Below are 17,510 nucleotides of genomic sequence, written 5' to 3' on the forward strand. Positions count from 1 at the left end.
TCAGGTGCCTCTTACCACAGCCAGCTATCCGGGCGGGCGGGGGGTTGCTGTTTGCGGATGGCCAGCCAGCCGAGTATGCAACGTACCGCTAGCCAGATGGCGAGTAACGGCCAAAGCAGTACGCCTATATAGATGATGCTCAGCACGAAGACGATGCTGGAGTACAGCATGCCGATCCAGAAGGTGCGGATCTGGTAGCGATAGTGCGTCTGCAACCAGGGGGCGGCATCCTTGCGATAGACGTAGGCAATGATCACACCGATGAACAGGGTGAGGTTGGCGGTGAAAATGCCGGCCAGGTAAAGCCCATAGATAATCTGTGGTGTGCGGGTTTCATCGCGGGAAATGTACGTTTGAGACATGGTTCTCTCGTTGGTGATACCGGCTCAGTAAAGCCGGAAAGAACGGTAATCGGGATGGCCTTGCTGTTCTTCGGCCACTTTGCGGTAGCGTTTGTATTCCCACTGATACTGAGCGGCATCCAAGGCAATGGCGGCCTCCACGCTGGCGTTGACGCCGGTGGCGGATCCCCGCTCATCTTCGGCGTAGACACCTGAATCGGCATCGATGAAGTGAATCTCGAAGCCTTGACCCGGCACACGCTTGGCCACCCCCACGACGACACGCGCCTGGGTGCGCGCCACCAGTTTGGGGAGCAGGGTGGCGGTATAGGCATCGCGACCGAAAAAGGGAGCGAACACGCCACTGCCCCAGTCGGGCTCCTGGTCGGGTAGAATGCCGATCGCTTCACAGCGCTTGAGCGCCTTGAGCAAGGCGGCCACGCCACGCGGGTTGGTGGGTACCAACCTTGCTCCCATGCGCTCCCGGCCATGACGAATGACCGGGTCGAGCTGATGAATCTTGGGCGGTTCGTACATGGCGGTAAACGGGAAGTGACTGGAAAGCCAGAAATTGAGCACCTCCCAATTGCCGAAATGCGGCGCCAGCACAATCACCCCGCGCCCCTCGGCACGCGCTCGATCGAGCTTGTCGCTTCCGTGAACCGCGATAATACTGGCTTCCACCCGTGCGGGGTCGGCCATCCAGGCATGGCCCAGCTCAAGCATGGTCGCGGCGGAATGTACCAGGCTTTGGCGTGCCAATCGGCGACAGGCGTTTTTATTCAGTTGGGGATAGACCACCCCCAGGTTGCGCTGGGTGATATTGCGTTCACGTTTGCTGAAACGATAAGCCAGGGGGCCGAGAATCTTGGCCAGGCGCCAGATGCGCATGAGCGGCCAGCCGGATAACCGGCGCCATAGCCAGGCAATACCCCCCGCCCGCGTAAAAAGCGGCACGGCAGCAGTTGTTTCAGGCGTCGGGTCGTGGTCTGCCATAGGCGTTACAGCCACCAGGTGGTCAGGTTAGCGGGTGCTTGCCGTCGTTGCAGCCCCTTGATTCCCTTGACGCAACGTATCACCAGCCATACCACGGCAATCAACCAGGTGAGAAAGCCAACCAGTATCAAGGTCAATAAGGCGGAAACCGAAAAGTAAAGCAACGACAGCCAGAACGTTCGAATCTGGTAACGGTAGTGGTCATCGAGCCAGCTGGGGCCGTCGCCACGGTAAACATAGGCAATCACCACACCGAGAAGCGATGTCAGCCCGCCGGTGGCAATGCCGGCAAGCTGCAGGGCGTAGCCCACAATCGCAATGGTAGTGTCGGGGGAACGCCGCTGCTCGGCAACAGCATGATCATGGGTATTGCTGAGGTTGTCCGGCGTTGCATCGTCATTCATACACAATCCTGGTCACAGACGAGTTGAGCCGCTGCAATCGAGCCCGGTGGCTCAAAGAATGGCTGATGGAGTGACTGAGAGTCGCGGCTGCAAAAGTGATTGAAAGAGCGGCCATGATAACGTGGGTGGCCTGGCTTGGCATCAACGTGCAGGGCGGCAGATTTCCAGGAGATTGCCGTCCGGGTCGCGCAGATAGATCGATTCAATCGGGCCTGTCGCGCCTTGGCGGGCTACCGGGCCGAGTTCGATCTCGATATTCAATGCTTCCAGGTGCTGCTGAAATTCTTCCAGAGGCAGCTGGCAGCGCAGGCATAGATCAAGACTGCCGGGGGTCGGGGTGGCGGATATCGGAGCAATGTCGGTATCCGTCTGGTGCAAGCGCAGGGCGGTATCGCCGAGCAAGAGGTCGACCCGCTGGGTATCGCGATAGCGCACTTCCAGTCCCAATACGCGGGAATAGAAGTCCACCGCGCGCCCCATGTCGGTAACGGTAACGACAAGATGATCCAGACCTGAGAGCATTCCTACTTCCTTAACAGATAATCGTGAGCCAAGAGAATACGACGATGTTGTCCTGTCCGCTATGTGCCAATGACAATACGGTGGCTTATCACCATGATAAACGCCGTGATTACCACCAGTGTGCCACGTGTGAGCTGGTATTTGTTCCCCCTTCCCAGCGCCTTGACCCCGCTCAGGAAAAAGCTGTCTATGATCGGCACAAAAATTCTCCGGATGATCCGGGCTATCGACGCTTTCTAGGTCGCTTGTTCGAGCCATTGCAAAAGCGCCTGGCGCCGGGCGCTTGTGGGCTGGATTTTGGCGCAGGTCCGGGGCCGACGCTCTCGGTGATGTTCGAGGAAGTCGGTCATCCGATGGCGCTTTATGACCCCTTCTACGCGCCAGATACCAGCGTGTTCGAGCGTGACTACGATTTCATCACCGCCACCGAAGTCGTCGAACACCTGTTCGCTCCGGGCGACGAGCTTGCACGGCTGCTAGCCTTGATCAAGCCAGGTGGCTTTTTGGCAATAATGACCAAGCGCGTCCAGGGGCCGGAGGCCTTTGCCCGTTGGCATTACATTCTCGACCCCACGCATGTGTGTTTTTTCAGTGAAGAAACCTTTCACTGGTGGGCGAAACAACAGGCCCTGGTAGTGGTCTTTCCGCATGCGGATGTGGTGATCATGCAAAAGACTTAACTAAGCAAAACTCGCTGATTAGGCAAACACTGGGTAGATGCTGGAAAAATCATTGACTTTATAGGCGTTGAAGCAATAATTGCGCGCCGCAACACAGCTCGCGACACCCATGTCCGGTGATGAGTGGGTACATTCCGTTTCAAGATGGTGAGGTTATTCATGTCGCGGCAACTACTGGCCATGGCCCTGGCGCCCCTGTTGGGGCTGTTCATTCTGGGTATCGGCAATGGCTTTCTAGCCACCCTGATCACGTTGCGAATGGACGCGGCGGGAGAGTCAGCGACGATGATCGGTGTGGTCTCCTCGGCCTATTTCATCGGTCTGGCGCTGGGGGCCATGGTCAACGACCGCCTGCTGCTGCGCATCGGTCACATTCGCGCCTACGGCAGCTTCGCCTCGCTGGTGGCAGTGACGGTGCTGCTCCAGGGGCTCTTCTTCGAGCCTTGGGCCTGGTTCGCGCTGCGCCTGATAGGCGGCTGGGCCACGGTGGGCGTCTATCTGGTCATCGAGAGTTGGCTGCTGACCTCCGGCGAGCAAAAGGTTCGCGGTCGCCTGCTGGCGCTGTACATGATCTCGCTTTACGCCGCCGGGGTGCTCGGTCAGCTGTTGCTGGGCGTGACAGACGCCATGGGTGTCACAGCACCGTTCATGGTGATCGGCCTGCTGGCATCGCTTTCGGTACTGCCGATGGCGATGATTCCACGTGTCTCGCCATTGATCGAACATGCCGAGCCGCTGCCTCCGCACCGCCTGATTATGCTCACCCCCACCGGGGTGATGGGCAGTTTCGGCTCGGGCATGCTGGTGGCGGCGGCCTATTCGCTGTTGCCGCTTTACTTGCAGCGTATCGGCCTGGGGGTGAGCCAGGTCGGGCAAATGATGGCGGTGGTGATTCTCGGCGCCATGCTGTTGCAATATCCCATCGGGCGTTGGTCGGATCGTCATGATCGCCAGATGGTGCTGATCGGTATCAGTGTCTTTTGCGTGCTGATTTCCGTCGCCATGCTGGTTCTGCCAATGAATACGCCCTTGTTGATTGGCTTGCTGTTCTTGCTAGGCGGCGGGGTATTTGCGCTTTATCCGGTGGCGGTCAGCCACGCCGCCGACCGGGCTCCGGCCGGGGCGCTGGTGCGCATGAGCCAAGGCTTGCTGTTGATCAACTCCCTGGGTTCCACGATAAGCCCCTTGATGATTTCCCCCTTGATGACTGCCTTGGGTGATGCCGGCTTGTTCTGGGCGTTAGGGGGCTTGAGTGCCATCTTCCTCGCCTTCTTCGTTTGGCGGCGCAGTGTACGTCCGGCCCCGATACCCGTGGCGCCCTTCACCGCGACGACACCGATGTCCGCCGCCGGGGCGGAACTGGTGGTGACCGAGGAGCTGATCAAGGGGGCCATGGACCACGAGCATATGGAAGATCTTTCCAATGCGGTGGCGGACGTGGAAGTAGCCGAGCCCTTGGCCGGCCCCCCGACACGCGATGAGGAATACGTTCAGTACTTTGACGAGAACGAGACTGACGCCAGCACGAACACGGATTCTGAAACGGATACTGAGGCAAGCACCAAGCCAGACACTGCGCAAGCTCTTGAGCAAGACCTTGAGAAAAACTCAGAACCAGCTCCCGAGAAAGATTCTGATAGTGCTTCTGAAAGAGCTTCCGAGATGCAACCAAGACGTTAGGCTAATGGTTTGTGAAAAGTAGTGAATCTACTATCTGGGGTAGAAGAATCACTAATTTCACGATCCGAGGTCTTTTAATGAATTATTATGCCGCGCCAGTGCGTGACCTACGCTTTGTACTCGAAGAACTTCTCGAGCATCGCTCACTGGCGTTGCCGGGCTTCGAAGAAGCCAGCCCGGATTTGGTCGAGGCGGTACTCGAAGAAGCCGCCAAGCTTGCCGGGGATGTCTGGGGCCCGCTCAATGCCAGCGGCGACCACCAAGGCTGTCGGCGTGAAGAAAACGGCGATGTCATGACGCCGAAGGGCTTCAAAGACGCTTATCAAGCCTATGCGGAAGGCGGCTGGAACGGTATCGGGGTCTCTGAAGAACTGGGTGGGCAGGGCCTGCCCGAAGTCGTGGCAAGCTCGGTTCAAGAAATGCTTCACGGGGCCAACATGGCCCTCGGCCTGTGCCCCATGCTCACCGCGGGCGCCATCGAGGCGCTTTCCCATCACGGTAGCGACGAACTCAAGTCCGTTTACCTACCCAAGTTGGTGGAAGGTGCCTGGACCGGCACCATGAACCTCACCGAATCCCAGGCGGGGTCGGATCTTTCCCAGGTACGTACCCGCGCCATCCCTTGTGCAGAGGACGAAGGCAATCACTATCGCATTTCTGGCCAGAAAATCTATATTACCTGGGGTGATCACGACTGCGCCGAAAACATCATCCATCTGGTGCTGGCCCGCAAGCCCGATGCGCCGCAGGGCAACAAGGGCATTTCGCTGTTTCTGGTCCCCAAATTTCTGGTCAATGCGGATGGTTCGCTGGGCGAGCGCAATGACGTGGTGTGCGCCTCCATCGAGCATAAATTGGGCATTCATGGCTCGCCCACCTGCACGCTGAGTTTCGGCGAGAAAGATGGCGCGATTGGCTACCTGGTAGGGCAGGAAGGTCGTGGGCTCAATCATATGTTCACCATGATGAACGAAGCGCGTCATAAGGTAGGCATTCAAGGTATCGGTGTGGCCGAACGCGCCTGCCAGCATGCCTTCGCCTACGCCCAGGATCGCGTGCAAGGCAAGACGCCTAAATCCCGGGGTGGCAAGGATTGCACCATCAGCGATCATTTGGATGTACGCCGCATGTTGCTTTCCATGCGCTCGCGCACCGATGCCCTGCGTGCCCTGGCACTGTACTGCGCCGCCGAACTGGATACCGCGCGTCGCAGCGCCGATGAAGACGAGCGCCAGACCGCTCAGGCGCGAGCCGATGTACTGATCCCGGTGATCAAGAGCTTCTCCACCGATCAAGCCGTGGAAATCGCCTCTCTGGGCATTCAGGTGCATGGCGGTATGGGTTACGTGGAAGAAACCGGTGCCGCTCAACTGTTGCGCGACGCGCGTATCGCCCCCATTTACGAAGGCACCAACGGTATTCAGGCACTCGATCTGGCCGGGCGTAAGTTGCAGCGTGACGATGGCGCAGCGCTTTCGGCACTGCTGGATGATGTGGAAACCACTGCCCGGGAACTGGAGGAAAATGCAGCACTTCCCGGCCTGGGCCAGAGCTTGGCGGCAGGAGCCGATGACCTGCGCGCCGCCATGACCGTCGTGCTGGACCAAGGCAAAGACCCGGATAACGGCCCCGATGCCGTCCAGGCGTATGCGACGCCGTTTCTCAATCTGGCAGGCCATGTGCTGTGTGCCTGGCAGATGGGTCAGTCCGCACTCAAGGCCCAGGCCGCGCTGGACAACGGCAGCAATGATCCTTTCTATCGCAGCAAGACGCTCAGCGCAGACTACGCTATCAAACAGTGGTTGCCGGTGGGCCGTGCTCAGCGGGCGGTGATCGAGGCGGGCATGCAGAGCCTGAGCGCCTTCGATGTAAGTGTCTGACGGATTCCATGTCGCCGGTGGCTGTTCCGGCTACCGGCGGCGAATCCTGTCCTGCCTTACCTGTACCGTCAGACACCCCACCTCAATACCTGGAGCTTAGCCCTCATGTCCCAGAACATCTTCGAGCAAGGCCTGCCCAAGACGACGGCCAATTTCGTGGCGCTTTCACCGCTAACCTTCATCGAGCGCACGGCTTCGATTTATCCAGATTACCCGGCGGTGGTACACGGCAATATTCGCCGTGACTGGGCCACCACCTGGGAGCGCTGCCGCCGCCTGGCGTCGGCACTAGAAAAGCGCGGCATCCAACCGGGCCAGACCGTGGCGGCGATGCTGCCCAATATCCCTGCCATGTTTGAAGCGCATTTCGGGGTGCCGCTGGCCGGTTGCGTGCTTAATACCTTGAATATCCGCCTGGATGCCGATGCGATCAGCTACATGCTGGAGCATGGCGAAGCCAAGGCGGTTCTGGTCGACCCGGAATTCGCCGATACCATCAAGGAAGCGGTGTCAAAGCTTACACACAAGCCGCTATTGATCGACGTCGCGGATGTGGAATTTCTGGGTGAAATCCAGGGCATCGGTGAAATCGAATACGAAGCGCTGCTCGATGAAGGCGACCCGGACTACGCCTATCAGCTGCCGGAAGACGAGTGGAGCGCCATCTCGCTCAACTATACCTCCGGCACCACCGGCAAGCCTAAAGGTGTGGTGTATCACCATCGCGGCGCCTATCTCAACGCGGTGAGCAACATCATGGAATGGGCCATGCCCCATCATCCGAATTACCTGTGGACGTTACCGATGTTCCACTGCAACGGCTGGTGTTTCCCCTGGACGATTGCCGCCAATGCCGGGACCAGCATCTGCCTGCGCAAGGTCGATCCGAAAAAGATCATGCAACTGATCGCCTCGGAAAACGTCACCCATTTCAGTGGCGCCCCGATCATTCTCAACGGCATGGTCAATCTGCCGGCGGAAGACAAGCATGAATTCGACCATCCGGTAAAAGTCACCACGGCCGGCGCCGCACCGCCTGCCTCGGTGATTGCTGGGGTGGAAAAACTCGGCATCGAAGTCACCCACGTGTACGGCTTGACCGAAGTGTACGGGCCGGTGACCGTCTGTGCCTGGCGCGAGGCCTGGGATGAATTACCGCTGGAAGAGCGTGCCAAGCTCAAGGCCCGCCAGGGCGTGCGCTACCACATGCTCGAAGCGTTATGCGTCGCCGACCCCAATACGCTGGAGCCGGTGCCCAAGGACGGTGAGACCATCGGCGAAATCCTGATGCGCGGCAACAACGTGATGAAGGGTTACCTGAAAAACCCCGCCGCCACCGAGCAGGCCCTTGAAGGCGGCTGGTATCACACCGGCGACCTGGCTGTGTGGCACGCCGACGGCTACATCGAGATCAAGGACCGCTCCAAGGACATCATCATTTCCGGCGGGGAGAACATCTCCACCATCGAAGTGGAAAACGCCATCTATGACCACCCGGCGGTGGAAGAGGCCGCTGTGGTGGCCAAGCCGGATGAAAAATGGGGCGAGACGCCTTGTGCCTTCGTCAAGCTCAAGATGGGTTATGGCGAGGTCACCGAGGACGATATCATCGAGCATTGCCGCGAGCGTCTGGCGCGCTTCAAGGTGCCGAAAAACGTCATTTTCACCGACTTGCCCAAGACCTCCACCGGCAAGATTCAGAAATTCGTGTTGCGTGAAGAAGCGCGCAATCAGTAATCCAGGGAGAGCAAGATGAGTGATAAAGCGATTGGCGTCGTCGGCGCCGGCACCATGGGCCAGGGGATTGCCCAAGTCTTGATCTCGAGTGGCTTCAATGCCCAGCTTTACGATGTGGCCGACGAACAGCTGGGTCGCGCCCGCAGCAACATCGAAAAAGGCTTGAGCAAGCTGGTGGCCAAGGACAAGCTCAGCGAGGCCGACAAGAATGCCGCCCTGGCGCGGCTTTCCACCTCCACCGCGCTGGATGCGCTGAGCGACTGCGAGGTGATTATCGAAGCCGCGCCCGAACAGCCCGCATTGAAGGAAAAGCTGTTCCGCGACTTGAGCCACCTGAGCAGCGACGCGATTCTTGCCTCCAACACGTCCTCGCTTTCGCTGACGCGGCTGGCGGCGGTGTGCGAGCGCCCGGAACGTGTGGTGGGCATGCACTTCTTCAATCCGGTACCGGTACTCAAGCTGGTGGAAGTGATTCGCGCCGAACAGACCAGTGACTCCACCGTGGAGCGTATCGAGCGCCTGGCCGAGGCATTGGGCAAGACCGCGGTGCCGGTGGGCGATTCTCCCGGCTTTGCGGTCAACCGCCTGCTGGTGCCGATGATCAACGAAGCCGCTTTCCTGGTGCAAGAGGGTGCCGCGACGCCAGAGGCGGTGGATGCCGCCATGAAGCTGGGCGCCGCTCACCCCATGGGGCCGCTGGCGTTAGCGGATTTGATTGGTCTGGATGTCTGCCTGGCGATCATGAATGTATTGCAGGATGGTTTCGGCGATCCTAAATATCGGCCTTGCCCACTGCTCAAGCGCATGGTGGATGCAGGCTATCTGGGACGTAAAACCGGCCGGGGCTTCCACCGTTACGACTAAGCCGTGAAGGGAGACGACCAAAGAAGTGATTGCCTACCAACCAAGCGTTCGCTAGGGTTGGTGGGTACCCTTTAATAAAAACGCAAGGAGCCCCCTCATGAGCGAATCCGTGATCGAAAAAGTCGATAATGATGGTGTCGTTCGCCTGACCATCACTCGCCCCAAGGCCCTGAATGCGCTCAACAGCGATGTGTTGAGTGCCTTGGAAGCGCATTTGGTCGAGCTGGAAGCGCACCCTGATCTGCGTGCCGTGCTGATTACCGGTGCCGGTGAGAAATCTTTCGTTGCCGGTGCCGATATCACCGAAATGCGTGAGAAGACCCCCGAAGAAGCGCGAGCGTTCGCCTCTCAAGCCCTGCGTACCATCAAACGCCTGGAAGAGCTGCCGGTGCCGGTGGTCGCCTTGGTGAACGGGTTTTGCCTTGGCGGCGGCTGCGAACTGGCGTTGGCCTGCGACTGGGCGGTAGCCAGCGATAACGCGGTATTCGGCCAGCCGGAAGTTCTGCTGGGTGTGATTCCCGGTTTCGGCGGCACCCAGCGCTTACCGCGGCGTGTCGGTCCGGCCATGGCGATTGACCTGGTCACCACCGGTCGCAAGATCAACGCCGAGGAAGCCCTGCGTATCGGTCTGGTCAACCGGGTGATGCCTCAGGCGGAACTTGATGCCTATGCCGATGAACTGACCAAGCAGCTTTCCGGCAACGGCCCCCAGGCGGTGCGTAATGCCAAGCAAGCCGTTCATGATGGCATGGATCAGGATCTCACCAGTGCCCTGGCACTCGAGACCAGCCTGTTCGCGCTGTGCTTTGCCGGAGAAGAGCAAAGCGAAGGCATGAGCGCCTTTGTCGAAAAGCGTAAGCCCAACTTCTGAGCTTGAGAAACAACTCGATCAACGACAGTGGGAATAACCCCATTGCCGTTTTTTATTCAACAAAGCTAAAAACGGCCCTGACGGGCCGTTTTGCATGCTATCTATCAACCTTTATTCTGCAGCTTATCTTGGGTCTTGTACTCGAAGTCGCTGGCCGCGTGGCGCTCATGCAGCTGTTCATGGGGTTCGCCCCAGGTACGGTTGACCATGCGGCCACGTTGTACCGCCGGGCGCTGGGCAATTTCCTCGGTCCAGCGCAGCACGTTCTTGTAGGTATGGGCGTCGAGAAATTCAGCAGCTTCGTATACCTGGTTGGTCACCAGAGCGCCGTACCAATGCCAGATCGCCATATCGGCGATCGTATACTTATCGCCCGCGATAAACCGCTTATCGGCTAATTGCCGATTCAGGACGTCGAGCTGACGCTTCACCTCCATGGTGTAACGGTCGATCGGGTACTGGTATTTCTCCGGCGCATAGGCGTAAAAATGACCGAAACCGCCGCCCAGCATCGGGGCGCTACCCATTTGCCAGAACAGCCAGGAGAGGCATTCGGTGCGCTTGGCGATATCCTTGGGCAGGAAGGCACCAAACTTTTCCGCCAGATAAAGCAGAATGGCGCCAGACTCGAATACCCGCTGGGGTGGGTCCATACTCTGGTCCAGCAGAGCGGGAATCTTGGAGTTGGGATTGACCGCAACGAAGCCGCTACCGAACTGCTCCCCTTCGGTGATCTGAATGAGGTGAGCATCGTATTCCGCACCTTCGAAGCCCAGCGCCAGCAGTTCTTCCAGCAAAATGGTGACCTTGACACCGTTGGGGGTGGCCAGGGAATAAAGTTGAAGCGGGTGCTTGCCTACGGGGAGCGGTTTTTCATGGGTGGCTCCGGCTTCGGGGCGGTTGATATTGGCAAATTTACCGCCGTTGCCCGGTTCCCATTTCCAGACGCGGGGTGGCGTGTAGGTCTCGTCGCTCATGGAGTTTCCTCCTCAGGGGTAGTTTGGATTTTGTCACTTTTGATTAAGGCATTTCAGTTAACTTTATCCAACCGTTAAAATGACTCGGGCGCCAATCTGGATTAGTTTACTAGGCTGTAAGGGTCAAGCGAAAAACTATGCCTTGCTTGCCTTTCCATTGGCCGAAGTGACACCACAAGGAGTTGTGAAATGGTTAGCTTCCCCAAGGCTTCAAGCCATCCGTTAACCGATGTTTTTCACTGGCAGGATTGGCCAGAATTCTGCCGGACGGCCTTGCGGATTGTGGTGCTGATGGTTCTTTTAGCATTGGGCACTCTGATTGTTTATGCAACGGGTGGCACACGCTATGCCTATTCCTATCTGATGCTCTTGCCAGTGCTGTTGGGGGCTTCCTGGTATGGGATGTACGGCGCGCTTCTGGTGGCGCTTGCGGCAGGATGGTCGATGGCGGCGATGCCGCTCGATGTGAGTGGCAATGTTTCGCAAGATACCGCCAGCTGGCTGGTACGCTTAACCATGTATCTTTTGATCGGAGGATTTTCAGGCTTTCTTTTCAGCAGGTTGCGCCACACCTATGCTTCTCGAGAGGCATTGATGCGTACTGACCCTGGGTCGGGTCTACCTAATCGAGTCGCGCTTCAGAAGCACCTCAGCCATGCATTGAAGACGGCATCCCTCAAGGCACAGGTGGGTATAGTGCTGGTGCGGTTGGTTGATATAACCGACGTTCTCGAGGCGATGGGCATGGATGCCTCTGACGAGCTGGTGGCCGAAATAGGTCGACGCTTCGATCAATTCGGCTCTCAGGGTGTGGGTATCTACCGTTTCAGCGGTGCGGAGCTTGCCGTGGTGGTGAGCGGCGTCGATCGCGCTTGCATCAAGCGAATGGCTCAACGTTTGATCGATCTCGGTGAAGAAAACATCATCGTGCGCGGGGTGCCGGTACGCGTGCAACTGGTCATGGGGAGCAGTCTTTCGCCACAGGATAGCCTTTCGGCCCCCGGTGAGTTGCTTCGCCAGGCACGTATCGCCTTGTTTTCGGCGACCGAAAAGCAGCGTTCGCATTGCCATTACGACTCGTCCTTGACACAGCGCAGCATGGAAACCATTACATTGATCTCACAGGTACGCACCGGCCTTGAGCTCAAGCAATTCGAGTTGCATTTTCAACCCAAAGTACGCCTTGCCGATGGTCATGTGTGTGGCAATGAGGGGCTGATTCGCTGGCGCAATAAGAACGGCGAATTGCTCGCACCGGGAATGTTCATGCCCAAGGTGGAAAATACCACGCTGATCTCACCGGTCACGCATTTCGTGATCGGTGAGGCGTGTCAATTCGCTCTTGAACATGAGGGCGTGATCAGCATTAATTTCTCGATGCGAAATTTGCTCGACGATGACTTGCTCGACGAACTGGAAGCGTTGGTCAAGCAGTTGGGTTTGGCACCTTCACGCCTGGAAATCGAAATTACCGAAAGTGCGTTAATGCTCGATATGGTGGCCACCAAGCGTGCGTTGGAGCGACTGCGACGCTTTGGCTTTGGGGTTAGCATTGATGATTTCGGTACCGGATTTTCCTCTTTCGAATATCTGCAGTACCTTCCCATAACCGGTCTCAAGATCGACAAGGCTTTCATAGGTGACCTGGCGGTAAGTGAACGCTCACGCAAGCTTGTCGCTTGTCTGATCAACGTCGGCCATGCTCTGGAGTTGGAGGTCACCGCAGAAGGTGTCGAGACGTTGGCGCAGCATCGTGCACTGCGAGAGTTGGGCTGTGACCAGGCCCAGGGCTTTCTTTATTCAAGGGCATTGCCCGCGAAAAAATACAGGCACTGGTGTGACGCCTATGGCGAGCGCCGTGAGTCGCTTTCGGTTTGAGCGAGGATGGTCTGAACAAGGATGGTCTCGATGGAAAAGTTCCAGCTCTATTTGGCAGAACAGGTGAGTCATATGGCTTCCAGTACCTCGGCATTATTGGTGCTGGGAATTTTGCTTTCGGTGAGTATCGTGGTGGATACGATTGCGCGACGTACCTCACTGCCACGTATTTCGTTACTGGTGCTGGTGGGGGTGGGCTACGCCGTTGTGCAGCAGGTGGTTTTGGGTGAGGCGCATTCACCGCCGCTGGGCGAACTTCGCGAACCCTTGATCAATGTCGCCCTGGTAATGGTGGCGTTCCTGCTTGGAGGAGAGCTGACGACCGAGCGTCTGAAATCTACTGGGCCGTTGATTCTTATCGTCTCGCTTGCGGTTGTGGTCGGCTCTTTGGCGGTCGTGTTTGTCGGGCTTGCGCTGTTCGGGTATTCCCTTGCGATTGCGGTGTCGCTGGCGGCGATTTCGGTGGCGACGGACCCTGCCGCGGTGACCGAAGCCATTCATGACAGCGGAGAGAAAAACCTCAAATCTCGGGTAATCCTGGGGATTGTCGCGATTGATGATGCCTGGGGGATTATCGTATTCGGCTTGTGCATGGCGGCGCTAGGCTGGTTGCTTTCCGGTAACGGCGCAGAGGCGCTGTTGCATGCCGGGTGGGAATTGGGTGGGGCGGTGCTGCTGGGAGTGGTTCTGGGATTGCCGGCCGCCTGGCTGACGGGGCGCCTGGAGCCGGGCCGGCCCACTCAGGCGGAAGCGTTGGCGCTAATTTTTCTGATGGCAGGGCTTTCCAGTTACCTGAATGTCTCGGCGTTGCTGGTGGCCATGGTGGCAGGGTTCACTATCGTCAATCTATCACCGCACCATACGCGTTCCTTCACGGAAATCGAGCAGATCGAATGGCCGTTTCTGGTGTTCTTCTTCGTGCTTGCGGGTTCCAGCATCGATCTGAAGTACATGAGTACGGCTAGCTGGCTGATCGCCGCATATTGTGTCTTGCGTCTGATAGGGCGTTATCTGGGGGGCTATATAGGTGTTCTCGGCGTGAAACGGCGGCAAAAGCTTACCCCCAGGCTGGGGTTGGCGCTGATGCCCCAGGCCGGTGTGGCGATGGGTATGGCACTATTGGCGGCGGAACGTTTTCCCGAGGAAGGCCACTTGATCGTGGCGACGGTGGTGACCTCCACGATCGTATTTGAATTGTTCGGCCCGTTGCTGGTAAAAAAAGTGGTTCGATAAGAAGGGGATTCGCTTGCACATTAGTGAGATCAATTGTTACCCGGTCAAGTCGCTCAAAGGTATCTCACTGTCCCAAGCGACCCTGCATGCCACTGGCCTGACATGGGATCGGCACTGGATGCTGGTGGATGCCAGGCAGCGCTTCGTTACCCAGCGCCAACTGCCAGCATTGGCGACTATCAGCGTTCGCCTGGATGCACGCCAACTGACGCTGGAACATCCATCTATGGCGCCGTTGGCCATTCCGTTGGCGCTTGAAGAACAGAAATTACGTATCGTCAGTGTATGGAACGACCACTGCAAGGCGTACCCGGAAAGCCGGGAAGTATCCCGCTGGCTGGTCGGTGCACTGGGTGAGCAGGCCCAAGGGCTTTCCCTGGTACGCTTCGCCGAGGAATTCAAGCGTCCGGTGGAAGAGGACTTTCTACAAGGCGGTCACGCGCATACCCAGTTTGCCGATGGCTATCCATTTCTGGTTGCCACCACGGCTTCCTTAAATGCGCTCAACCAGGTATTGGAAAATAAGGGCTTGGCTCCCGTGCCCATGAATCGATTTCGGCCCAACATCGTGCTCGAAGGAGCGACGCCCTGGGCGGAAGATGGCTGGGATACACTCACGGCAGCACAGGGGGCGGCTCGCCTTGGTCTGCGCAGAGCCTGTCAGCGCTGCAGGATCACCACCATCGACCAGGCGAATGCCGCTATCCCGGTACCCAGCGAGCCGTTGAAAAGCCTGATCGAGATCGGCAACCAGCCAACGCTCAAGGGGGCTTATTTCGGCCGCAACGCTGTCTTGCTGGAAGGTGAGGGGCAAGCCATCAAAGTGGGGGATACTTGGGGTTGACCGACACATTGCGTCGCAAACGCAGCAATCGAGTGGCGATGGCGGTGCCGAGCAAGGTGATCGTCATGCCGGCGATAATCTGCAGGCTGAGGGTCTCGCCCAGCAGCAAGTAGCCCCAGAGTAAAGCGCTGACCGGTACCAGAAAGGTAACGGTGGAGGTGGCGGTGGCCCCGGCACTGGCAATGAGGCCGAAGTAAAGCAGAAACGCCAGGGTGGTGCTGAGCACCGCAAGCGCTACGGCGTTGCCCCAACCCAAAAGGCTGATCGGTTCGTTGGGCCACATCAGAATGCCGGGAACAAGCAGTACCAGGGCAGACATGCTGGTGCTACCCGCAGCCAGGACGCGAATGGGCAGGTGCGAAAGGTAGGTCTTGGAATAGTTACTGGCAATGCCGTAGCAGAAGGTAGCACCGAGTACCGCCAGGATGAACCAACCATCACCGCCCAAGGCGAAATCCAGACGGTTGGCCGAGAGCACATAGACGCCGAAGAAGGCCATGGCCAAACCCAAGTATTGTTGGCGCTGAACCGGGGTAGTGAAAAACAGCGCTCCCAGCAGGGCAGTGAAGATCGGTGTGGTGGCATTGATCAAGGAGGTAAAGCCGGCTTCCAGGCGTGTGGTTGCCAGAGCCAGCAGCGTGAACGGGAGCACATGGTTGATCACGCCCAGAGCCAATAGAGGGCCTTTGTGTTCCCATATCAGCTTTAGGTAGCGCAGGCTGAACAGTAAGGGGATCAACAGTAGGGCACCGATACCCATGCGCACCATGATCAGCGGTACCGGGCCGAATTCGGGTACTGCGACCCGCATGAAAATGAACGACATGCCCCACAAGGAAGAAAGCAGCAGCAAGCGCAAGGTATCAGCAGCTGACATGCCGCCTCCTTTGTTAATTGGCTAATGGATCAGGTTACGTTTGATTAGCGGGCTAGGGAAGTGGGGGCGCTGGTTTTTTGCGGACTTGCGCGCAATGCCCTCCCAGGAGCATACAAGGACAGTTGGATCAGCTACCTTGATAAAGGCAGCGCCGGCACTTTACGGTGAGCGTCGGTAATACATTTCTGCTTACATTATCAAGGAGAAACGCATGGATCGTCATGCCACTGCACATTGGGAAGGTAGCCTTAAAGCGGGTAAAGGCACGGTATCCACTGAAAGCGGAGTTCTGGATGAGAACCCCTACTCGTTCGGCACACGCTTTGAAGAAGAAAAGGGCACCAATCCGGAAGAGCTGATTGGTGCCGCTCATGCGGGGTGTTTCTCCATGGCACTTTCCATGATTCTGGGCGAAGATGGCTATGAGCCAACCTCCATCGATACCCAGGCGGCTGTCATGCTGTCAAAAACCGATGAGGGCTTCGAAATTTCCAAGATCCATCTGAAGGTCAGGGCCACGATTAGCGAAATCAGCGAAGACGCTTTCAAGAAGGCAGCGGAGGCGGCCAAGATCAACTGCCCGGTATCCAAGGCGCTGAATGCGGAAATCACCATGGAAGCCCAGCTGGTGTGATCGACAACTACGTTGGCTGACAAACCATGGGAATCGATAGATATTTCGCTGAGTAAAAGTTGTTGGGCATCAAGAAAATCTGAATGACCAAAGACAAGCACAGCCATTTCAGCGGCTGTGCTTTTTTGCGTGGTATCCTGCGCAGTTCTGGTACTAATGATGGCATAAAGCTCATCTTTAAAGATTAAGCCATACGCTCTATTGGTAGCGTTGACGTATCTGAGCGGACTCTTTATTGTTTGCTTCCGTATGTTGCGTAGCGTTTACATTTTAAATTCTGGAGTTGCCGTGGATCTCGCGACACTAATCGGTCTGGTAGGAGCGGCGGTGCTGGTTAGCGCCGCAGTAATCTTGGGTACATCGCCTGAGGTTTTCATGAACCCTACCGGGCTGTTGCTGGTGGTAGGCGGCAGCCTGTTCGTGGTGTTGGCGAAATTCAGCCTGACGCAGTTTCGTTTCGCTTTCAAAGCGGTGGCACGGGCTTTCAAATTCCAGCTGCCCAACACCCAGGAAAGCATTGAAGAACTGGTCGAGCTTTCCAAGATCTCGCGTAAGCGCGGCTTGCTGGCGCTGGAAGACCAGGAGGTCAGTTCCCCTTTCTTGCAGAAAGGCTTGCAGATGCTGGCGGACGGTTTCAGCGCCGAAATGATCAGTGAGATGATGGGAAAGGAACGCTTGTTGACGTTGGAGCGCAACGAAGCCGGCGGCCAGGTGTTTTCCGCCTTTGGCGAGGTGGCGCCTTCCATGGGTATGATCGGAACCCTGGTAGGCCTGGTACAGATGCTGGCCAACATGAATGAACCTTCCATGATCGGTCCGGCCATGGCCGTGGCCCTGTTGACCACGCTTTATGGAGCGATGATTGCTACCATGGTCGCCAACCCTATTGCTGAAAAGCTGTGGTTGCGAATGAATCAGGAAGCCAAGATGCAGCAACTGTGGATTGATGCTGTGCTGGCGATAAAAGGCGACAAGAACCCACGTGTACTGGAACAAATGCTGAACATCTATCTGCCGCCGGAACGCCGTGGCAAGGAAGACGAGGCGAGCGCTGAAGGCGCAACGAAACCGGCCGGCGAACAGGCTTGATGG

Annotated in this window: 17 protein-coding genes; 11 read left to right on the forward strand and 6 right to left on the reverse strand. The window is 57.6% G+C overall.

Translation table 11 applies throughout. From position 1 onward, the window contains the following. Window positions 1-11 precede the first annotated feature (11 nt). The 4 genes from DU506_RS05215 to DU506_RS05230 all read right to left on the reverse strand — a co-directional run bounded on the left by DU506_RS05215 (window position 12) and on the right by DU506_RS05230 (window position 2,263). Window positions 12-362, reverse strand: coding sequence for a DUF4870 family protein (locus DU506_RS05215; protein WP_114485877.1), 351 nt, complete (start codon window positions 360-362; stop codon window positions 12-14). Between the two features lie 24 nt (window positions 363-386). Next, complete coding sequence (locus DU506_RS05220; protein ID WP_114485878.1) at window positions 387-1,337, reverse strand: lysophospholipid acyltransferase family protein; 951 nt, start codon at window positions 1,335-1,337, stop codon at window positions 387-389. A gap of 5 nt (window positions 1,338-1,342) precedes the next feature. Beyond that, complete coding sequence (locus DU506_RS05225; protein ID WP_114485879.1) at window positions 1,343-1,741, reverse strand: DUF4870 family protein; 399 nt, start codon at window positions 1,739-1,741, stop codon at window positions 1,343-1,345. Between the two features lie 141 nt (window positions 1,742-1,882). After that, the gene (locus DU506_RS05230) at window positions 1,883-2,263 is read right to left on the reverse strand and encodes a VOC family protein (protein ID WP_114485880.1); all 381 of its coding nucleotides are present in this window, start codon (window positions 2,261-2,263) and stop codon (window positions 1,883-1,885) included. Window positions 2,264-2,307: 44 nt separating this feature from the next. On the opposite strand from DU506_RS05230, the gene DU506_RS05235 reads away from it, so the two are divergent. From DU506_RS05235 to DU506_RS05260, 6 genes are all read left to right on the forward strand, one after another. Further along, window positions 2,308-2,943, forward strand: a complete 636-nt coding sequence (locus DU506_RS05235) for a class I SAM-dependent methyltransferase (protein ID WP_114485881.1) — start codon at window positions 2,308-2,310, stop codon at window positions 2,941-2,943. A 159-nt stretch (window positions 2,944-3,102) separates the two neighbouring features. After that, window positions 3,103-4,623, forward strand: a complete 1,521-nt coding sequence (locus DU506_RS05240; protein ID WP_114485882.1) for an MFS transporter — start codon at window positions 3,103-3,105, stop codon at window positions 4,621-4,623. A 77-nt stretch (window positions 4,624-4,700) separates the two neighbouring features. Beyond that, a complete protein-coding gene (locus DU506_RS05245; protein WP_114485883.1) occupies window positions 4,701-6,503 on the forward strand; it encodes an acyl-CoA dehydrogenase in 1,803 nt (600 codons plus the stop codon). A 105-nt stretch (window positions 6,504-6,608) separates the two neighbouring features. Next, window positions 6,609-8,240, forward strand: a complete 1,632-nt coding sequence (locus DU506_RS05250) for an acyl-CoA synthetase (RefSeq protein ID WP_114485884.1) — start codon at window positions 6,609-6,611, stop codon at window positions 8,238-8,240. Window positions 8,241-8,255: 15 nt separating this feature from the next. Beyond that, a complete protein-coding gene (locus DU506_RS05255; protein WP_114485885.1) occupies window positions 8,256-9,104 on the forward strand; it encodes a 3-hydroxybutyryl-CoA dehydrogenase in 849 nt (282 codons plus the stop codon). Window positions 9,105-9,201: 97 nt separating this feature from the next. Further along, on the forward strand, window positions 9,202-9,975 hold the full coding sequence (locus DU506_RS05260; RefSeq protein WP_114485886.1) for an enoyl-CoA hydratase-related protein: 774 nt from the start codon (window positions 9,202-9,204) through the stop codon (window positions 9,973-9,975). 104 nt (window positions 9,976-10,079) lie between these two features. Here the strand turns inward: DU506_RS05260 and yghU are convergent, their stop codons facing one another. Continuing rightward, window positions 10,080-10,952 carry a glutathione-dependent disulfide-bond oxidoreductase gene (gene yghU, locus DU506_RS05265; RefSeq protein WP_114485887.1) on the reverse strand — a complete coding sequence of 291 codons (873 nt, stop codon included), beginning with the start codon at window positions 10,950-10,952 and terminating at the stop codon, window positions 10,080-10,082. Between the two features lie 189 nt (window positions 10,953-11,141). Between yghU and DU506_RS05270 the strand changes: the two genes are divergently transcribed. The 3 genes from DU506_RS05270 to DU506_RS05280 are packed head-to-tail and all read left to right on the forward strand — an operon-like array spanning window position 11,142 to window position 14,907. Next, window positions 11,142-12,830, forward strand: coding sequence for a putative bifunctional diguanylate cyclase/phosphodiesterase (locus DU506_RS05270; protein ID WP_114485888.1), 1,689 nt, complete (start codon window positions 11,142-11,144; stop codon window positions 12,828-12,830). Between the two features lie 30 nt (window positions 12,831-12,860). Continuing rightward, window positions 12,861-14,063 (forward strand): cation:proton antiporter, encoded by a 1,203-nt coding sequence (locus DU506_RS05275; RefSeq protein ID WP_220254300.1) that lies wholly within the window; start codon window positions 12,861-12,863, stop codon window positions 14,061-14,063. Window positions 14,064-14,076: 13 nt separating this feature from the next. Then, on the forward strand, window positions 14,077-14,907 hold the full coding sequence (locus tag DU506_RS05280; protein WP_114485889.1) for an MOSC domain-containing protein: 831 nt from the start codon (window positions 14,077-14,079) through the stop codon (window positions 14,905-14,907). Here DU506_RS05280 and DU506_RS05285 read toward each other — a convergent pair. Continuing rightward, window positions 14,882-15,784, reverse strand: coding sequence for a DMT family transporter (locus DU506_RS05285; RefSeq protein WP_114485890.1), 903 nt, complete (start codon window positions 15,782-15,784; stop codon window positions 14,882-14,884). The genes DU506_RS05280 and DU506_RS05285 overlap by 26 nt on opposite strands. A 211-nt stretch (window positions 15,785-15,995) precedes the next feature. Between DU506_RS05285 and DU506_RS05290 the strand changes: the two genes are divergently transcribed. Together DU506_RS05290 and DU506_RS05295 are read left to right on the forward strand one after the other, a co-directional pair. After that, window positions 15,996-16,418 (forward strand): OsmC family protein, encoded by a 423-nt coding sequence (locus DU506_RS05290; RefSeq protein WP_114485891.1) that lies wholly within the window; start codon window positions 15,996-15,998, stop codon window positions 16,416-16,418. Between the two features lie 288 nt (window positions 16,419-16,706). Beyond that, window positions 16,707-17,507 carry a MotA/TolQ/ExbB proton channel family protein gene (locus tag DU506_RS05295; RefSeq protein ID WP_114485892.1) on the forward strand — a complete coding sequence of 267 codons (801 nt, stop codon included), beginning with the start codon at window positions 16,707-16,709 and terminating at the stop codon, window positions 17,505-17,507. Window positions 17,508-17,510: the final 3 nt, after the last annotated feature.

The sequence above is a fragment of the Vreelandella rituensis genome (assembly GCF_003336665.1).
Classification (GTDB): Bacteria; Pseudomonadota; Gammaproteobacteria; order Pseudomonadales; family Halomonadaceae; genus Vreelandella; species Vreelandella rituensis.

Coding starts and splice junctions, on each gene's coding strand:
- DU506_RS05215 (WP_114485877.1), bottom strand. CDS start 362: ATGTCTCAAACGTACATTTCCCGCGATGAAACCCGCACACCACAGATT.
- DU506_RS05220 (WP_114485878.1), bottom strand. CDS start 1,337: ATGGCAGACCACGACCCGACGCCTGAAACAACTGCTGCCGTGCCGCTT.
- DU506_RS05225 (WP_114485879.1), bottom strand. CDS start 1,741: ATGAATGACGATGCAACGCCGGACAACCTCAGCAATACCCATGATCAT.
- DU506_RS05230 (WP_114485880.1), bottom strand. CDS start 2,263: ATGCTCTCAGGTCTGGATCATCTTGTCGTTACCGTTACCGACATGGGG.
- DU506_RS05235 (WP_114485881.1), top strand. CDS start 2,308: ATGTTGTCCTGTCCGCTATGTGCCAATGACAATACGGTGGCTTATCAC.
- DU506_RS05240 (WP_114485882.1), top strand. CDS start 3,103: ATGTCGCGGCAACTACTGGCCATGGCCCTGGCGCCCCTGTTGGGGCTG.
- DU506_RS05245 (WP_114485883.1), top strand. CDS start 4,701: ATGAATTATTATGCCGCGCCAGTGCGTGACCTACGCTTTGTACTCGAA.
- DU506_RS05250 (WP_114485884.1), top strand. CDS start 6,609: ATGTCCCAGAACATCTTCGAGCAAGGCCTGCCCAAGACGACGGCCAAT.
- DU506_RS05255 (WP_114485885.1), top strand. CDS start 8,256: ATGAGTGATAAAGCGATTGGCGTCGTCGGCGCCGGCACCATGGGCCAG.
- DU506_RS05260 (WP_114485886.1), top strand. CDS start 9,202: ATGAGCGAATCCGTGATCGAAAAAGTCGATAATGATGGTGTCGTTCGC.
- yghU (WP_114485887.1), bottom strand. CDS start 10,952: ATGAGCGACGAGACCTACACGCCACCCCGCGTCTGGAAATGGGAACCG.
- DU506_RS05270 (WP_114485888.1), top strand. CDS start 11,142: ATGGTTAGCTTCCCCAAGGCTTCAAGCCATCCGTTAACCGATGTTTTT.
- DU506_RS05275 (WP_220254300.1), top strand. CDS start 12,861: ATGGAAAAGTTCCAGCTCTATTTGGCAGAACAGGTGAGTCATATGGCT.
- DU506_RS05285 (WP_114485890.1), bottom strand. CDS start 15,784: ATGTCAGCTGCTGATACCTTGCGCTTGCTGCTGCTTTCTTCCTTGTGG.
- DU506_RS05290 (WP_114485891.1), top strand. CDS start 15,996: ATGGATCGTCATGCCACTGCACATTGGGAAGGTAGCCTTAAAGCGGGT.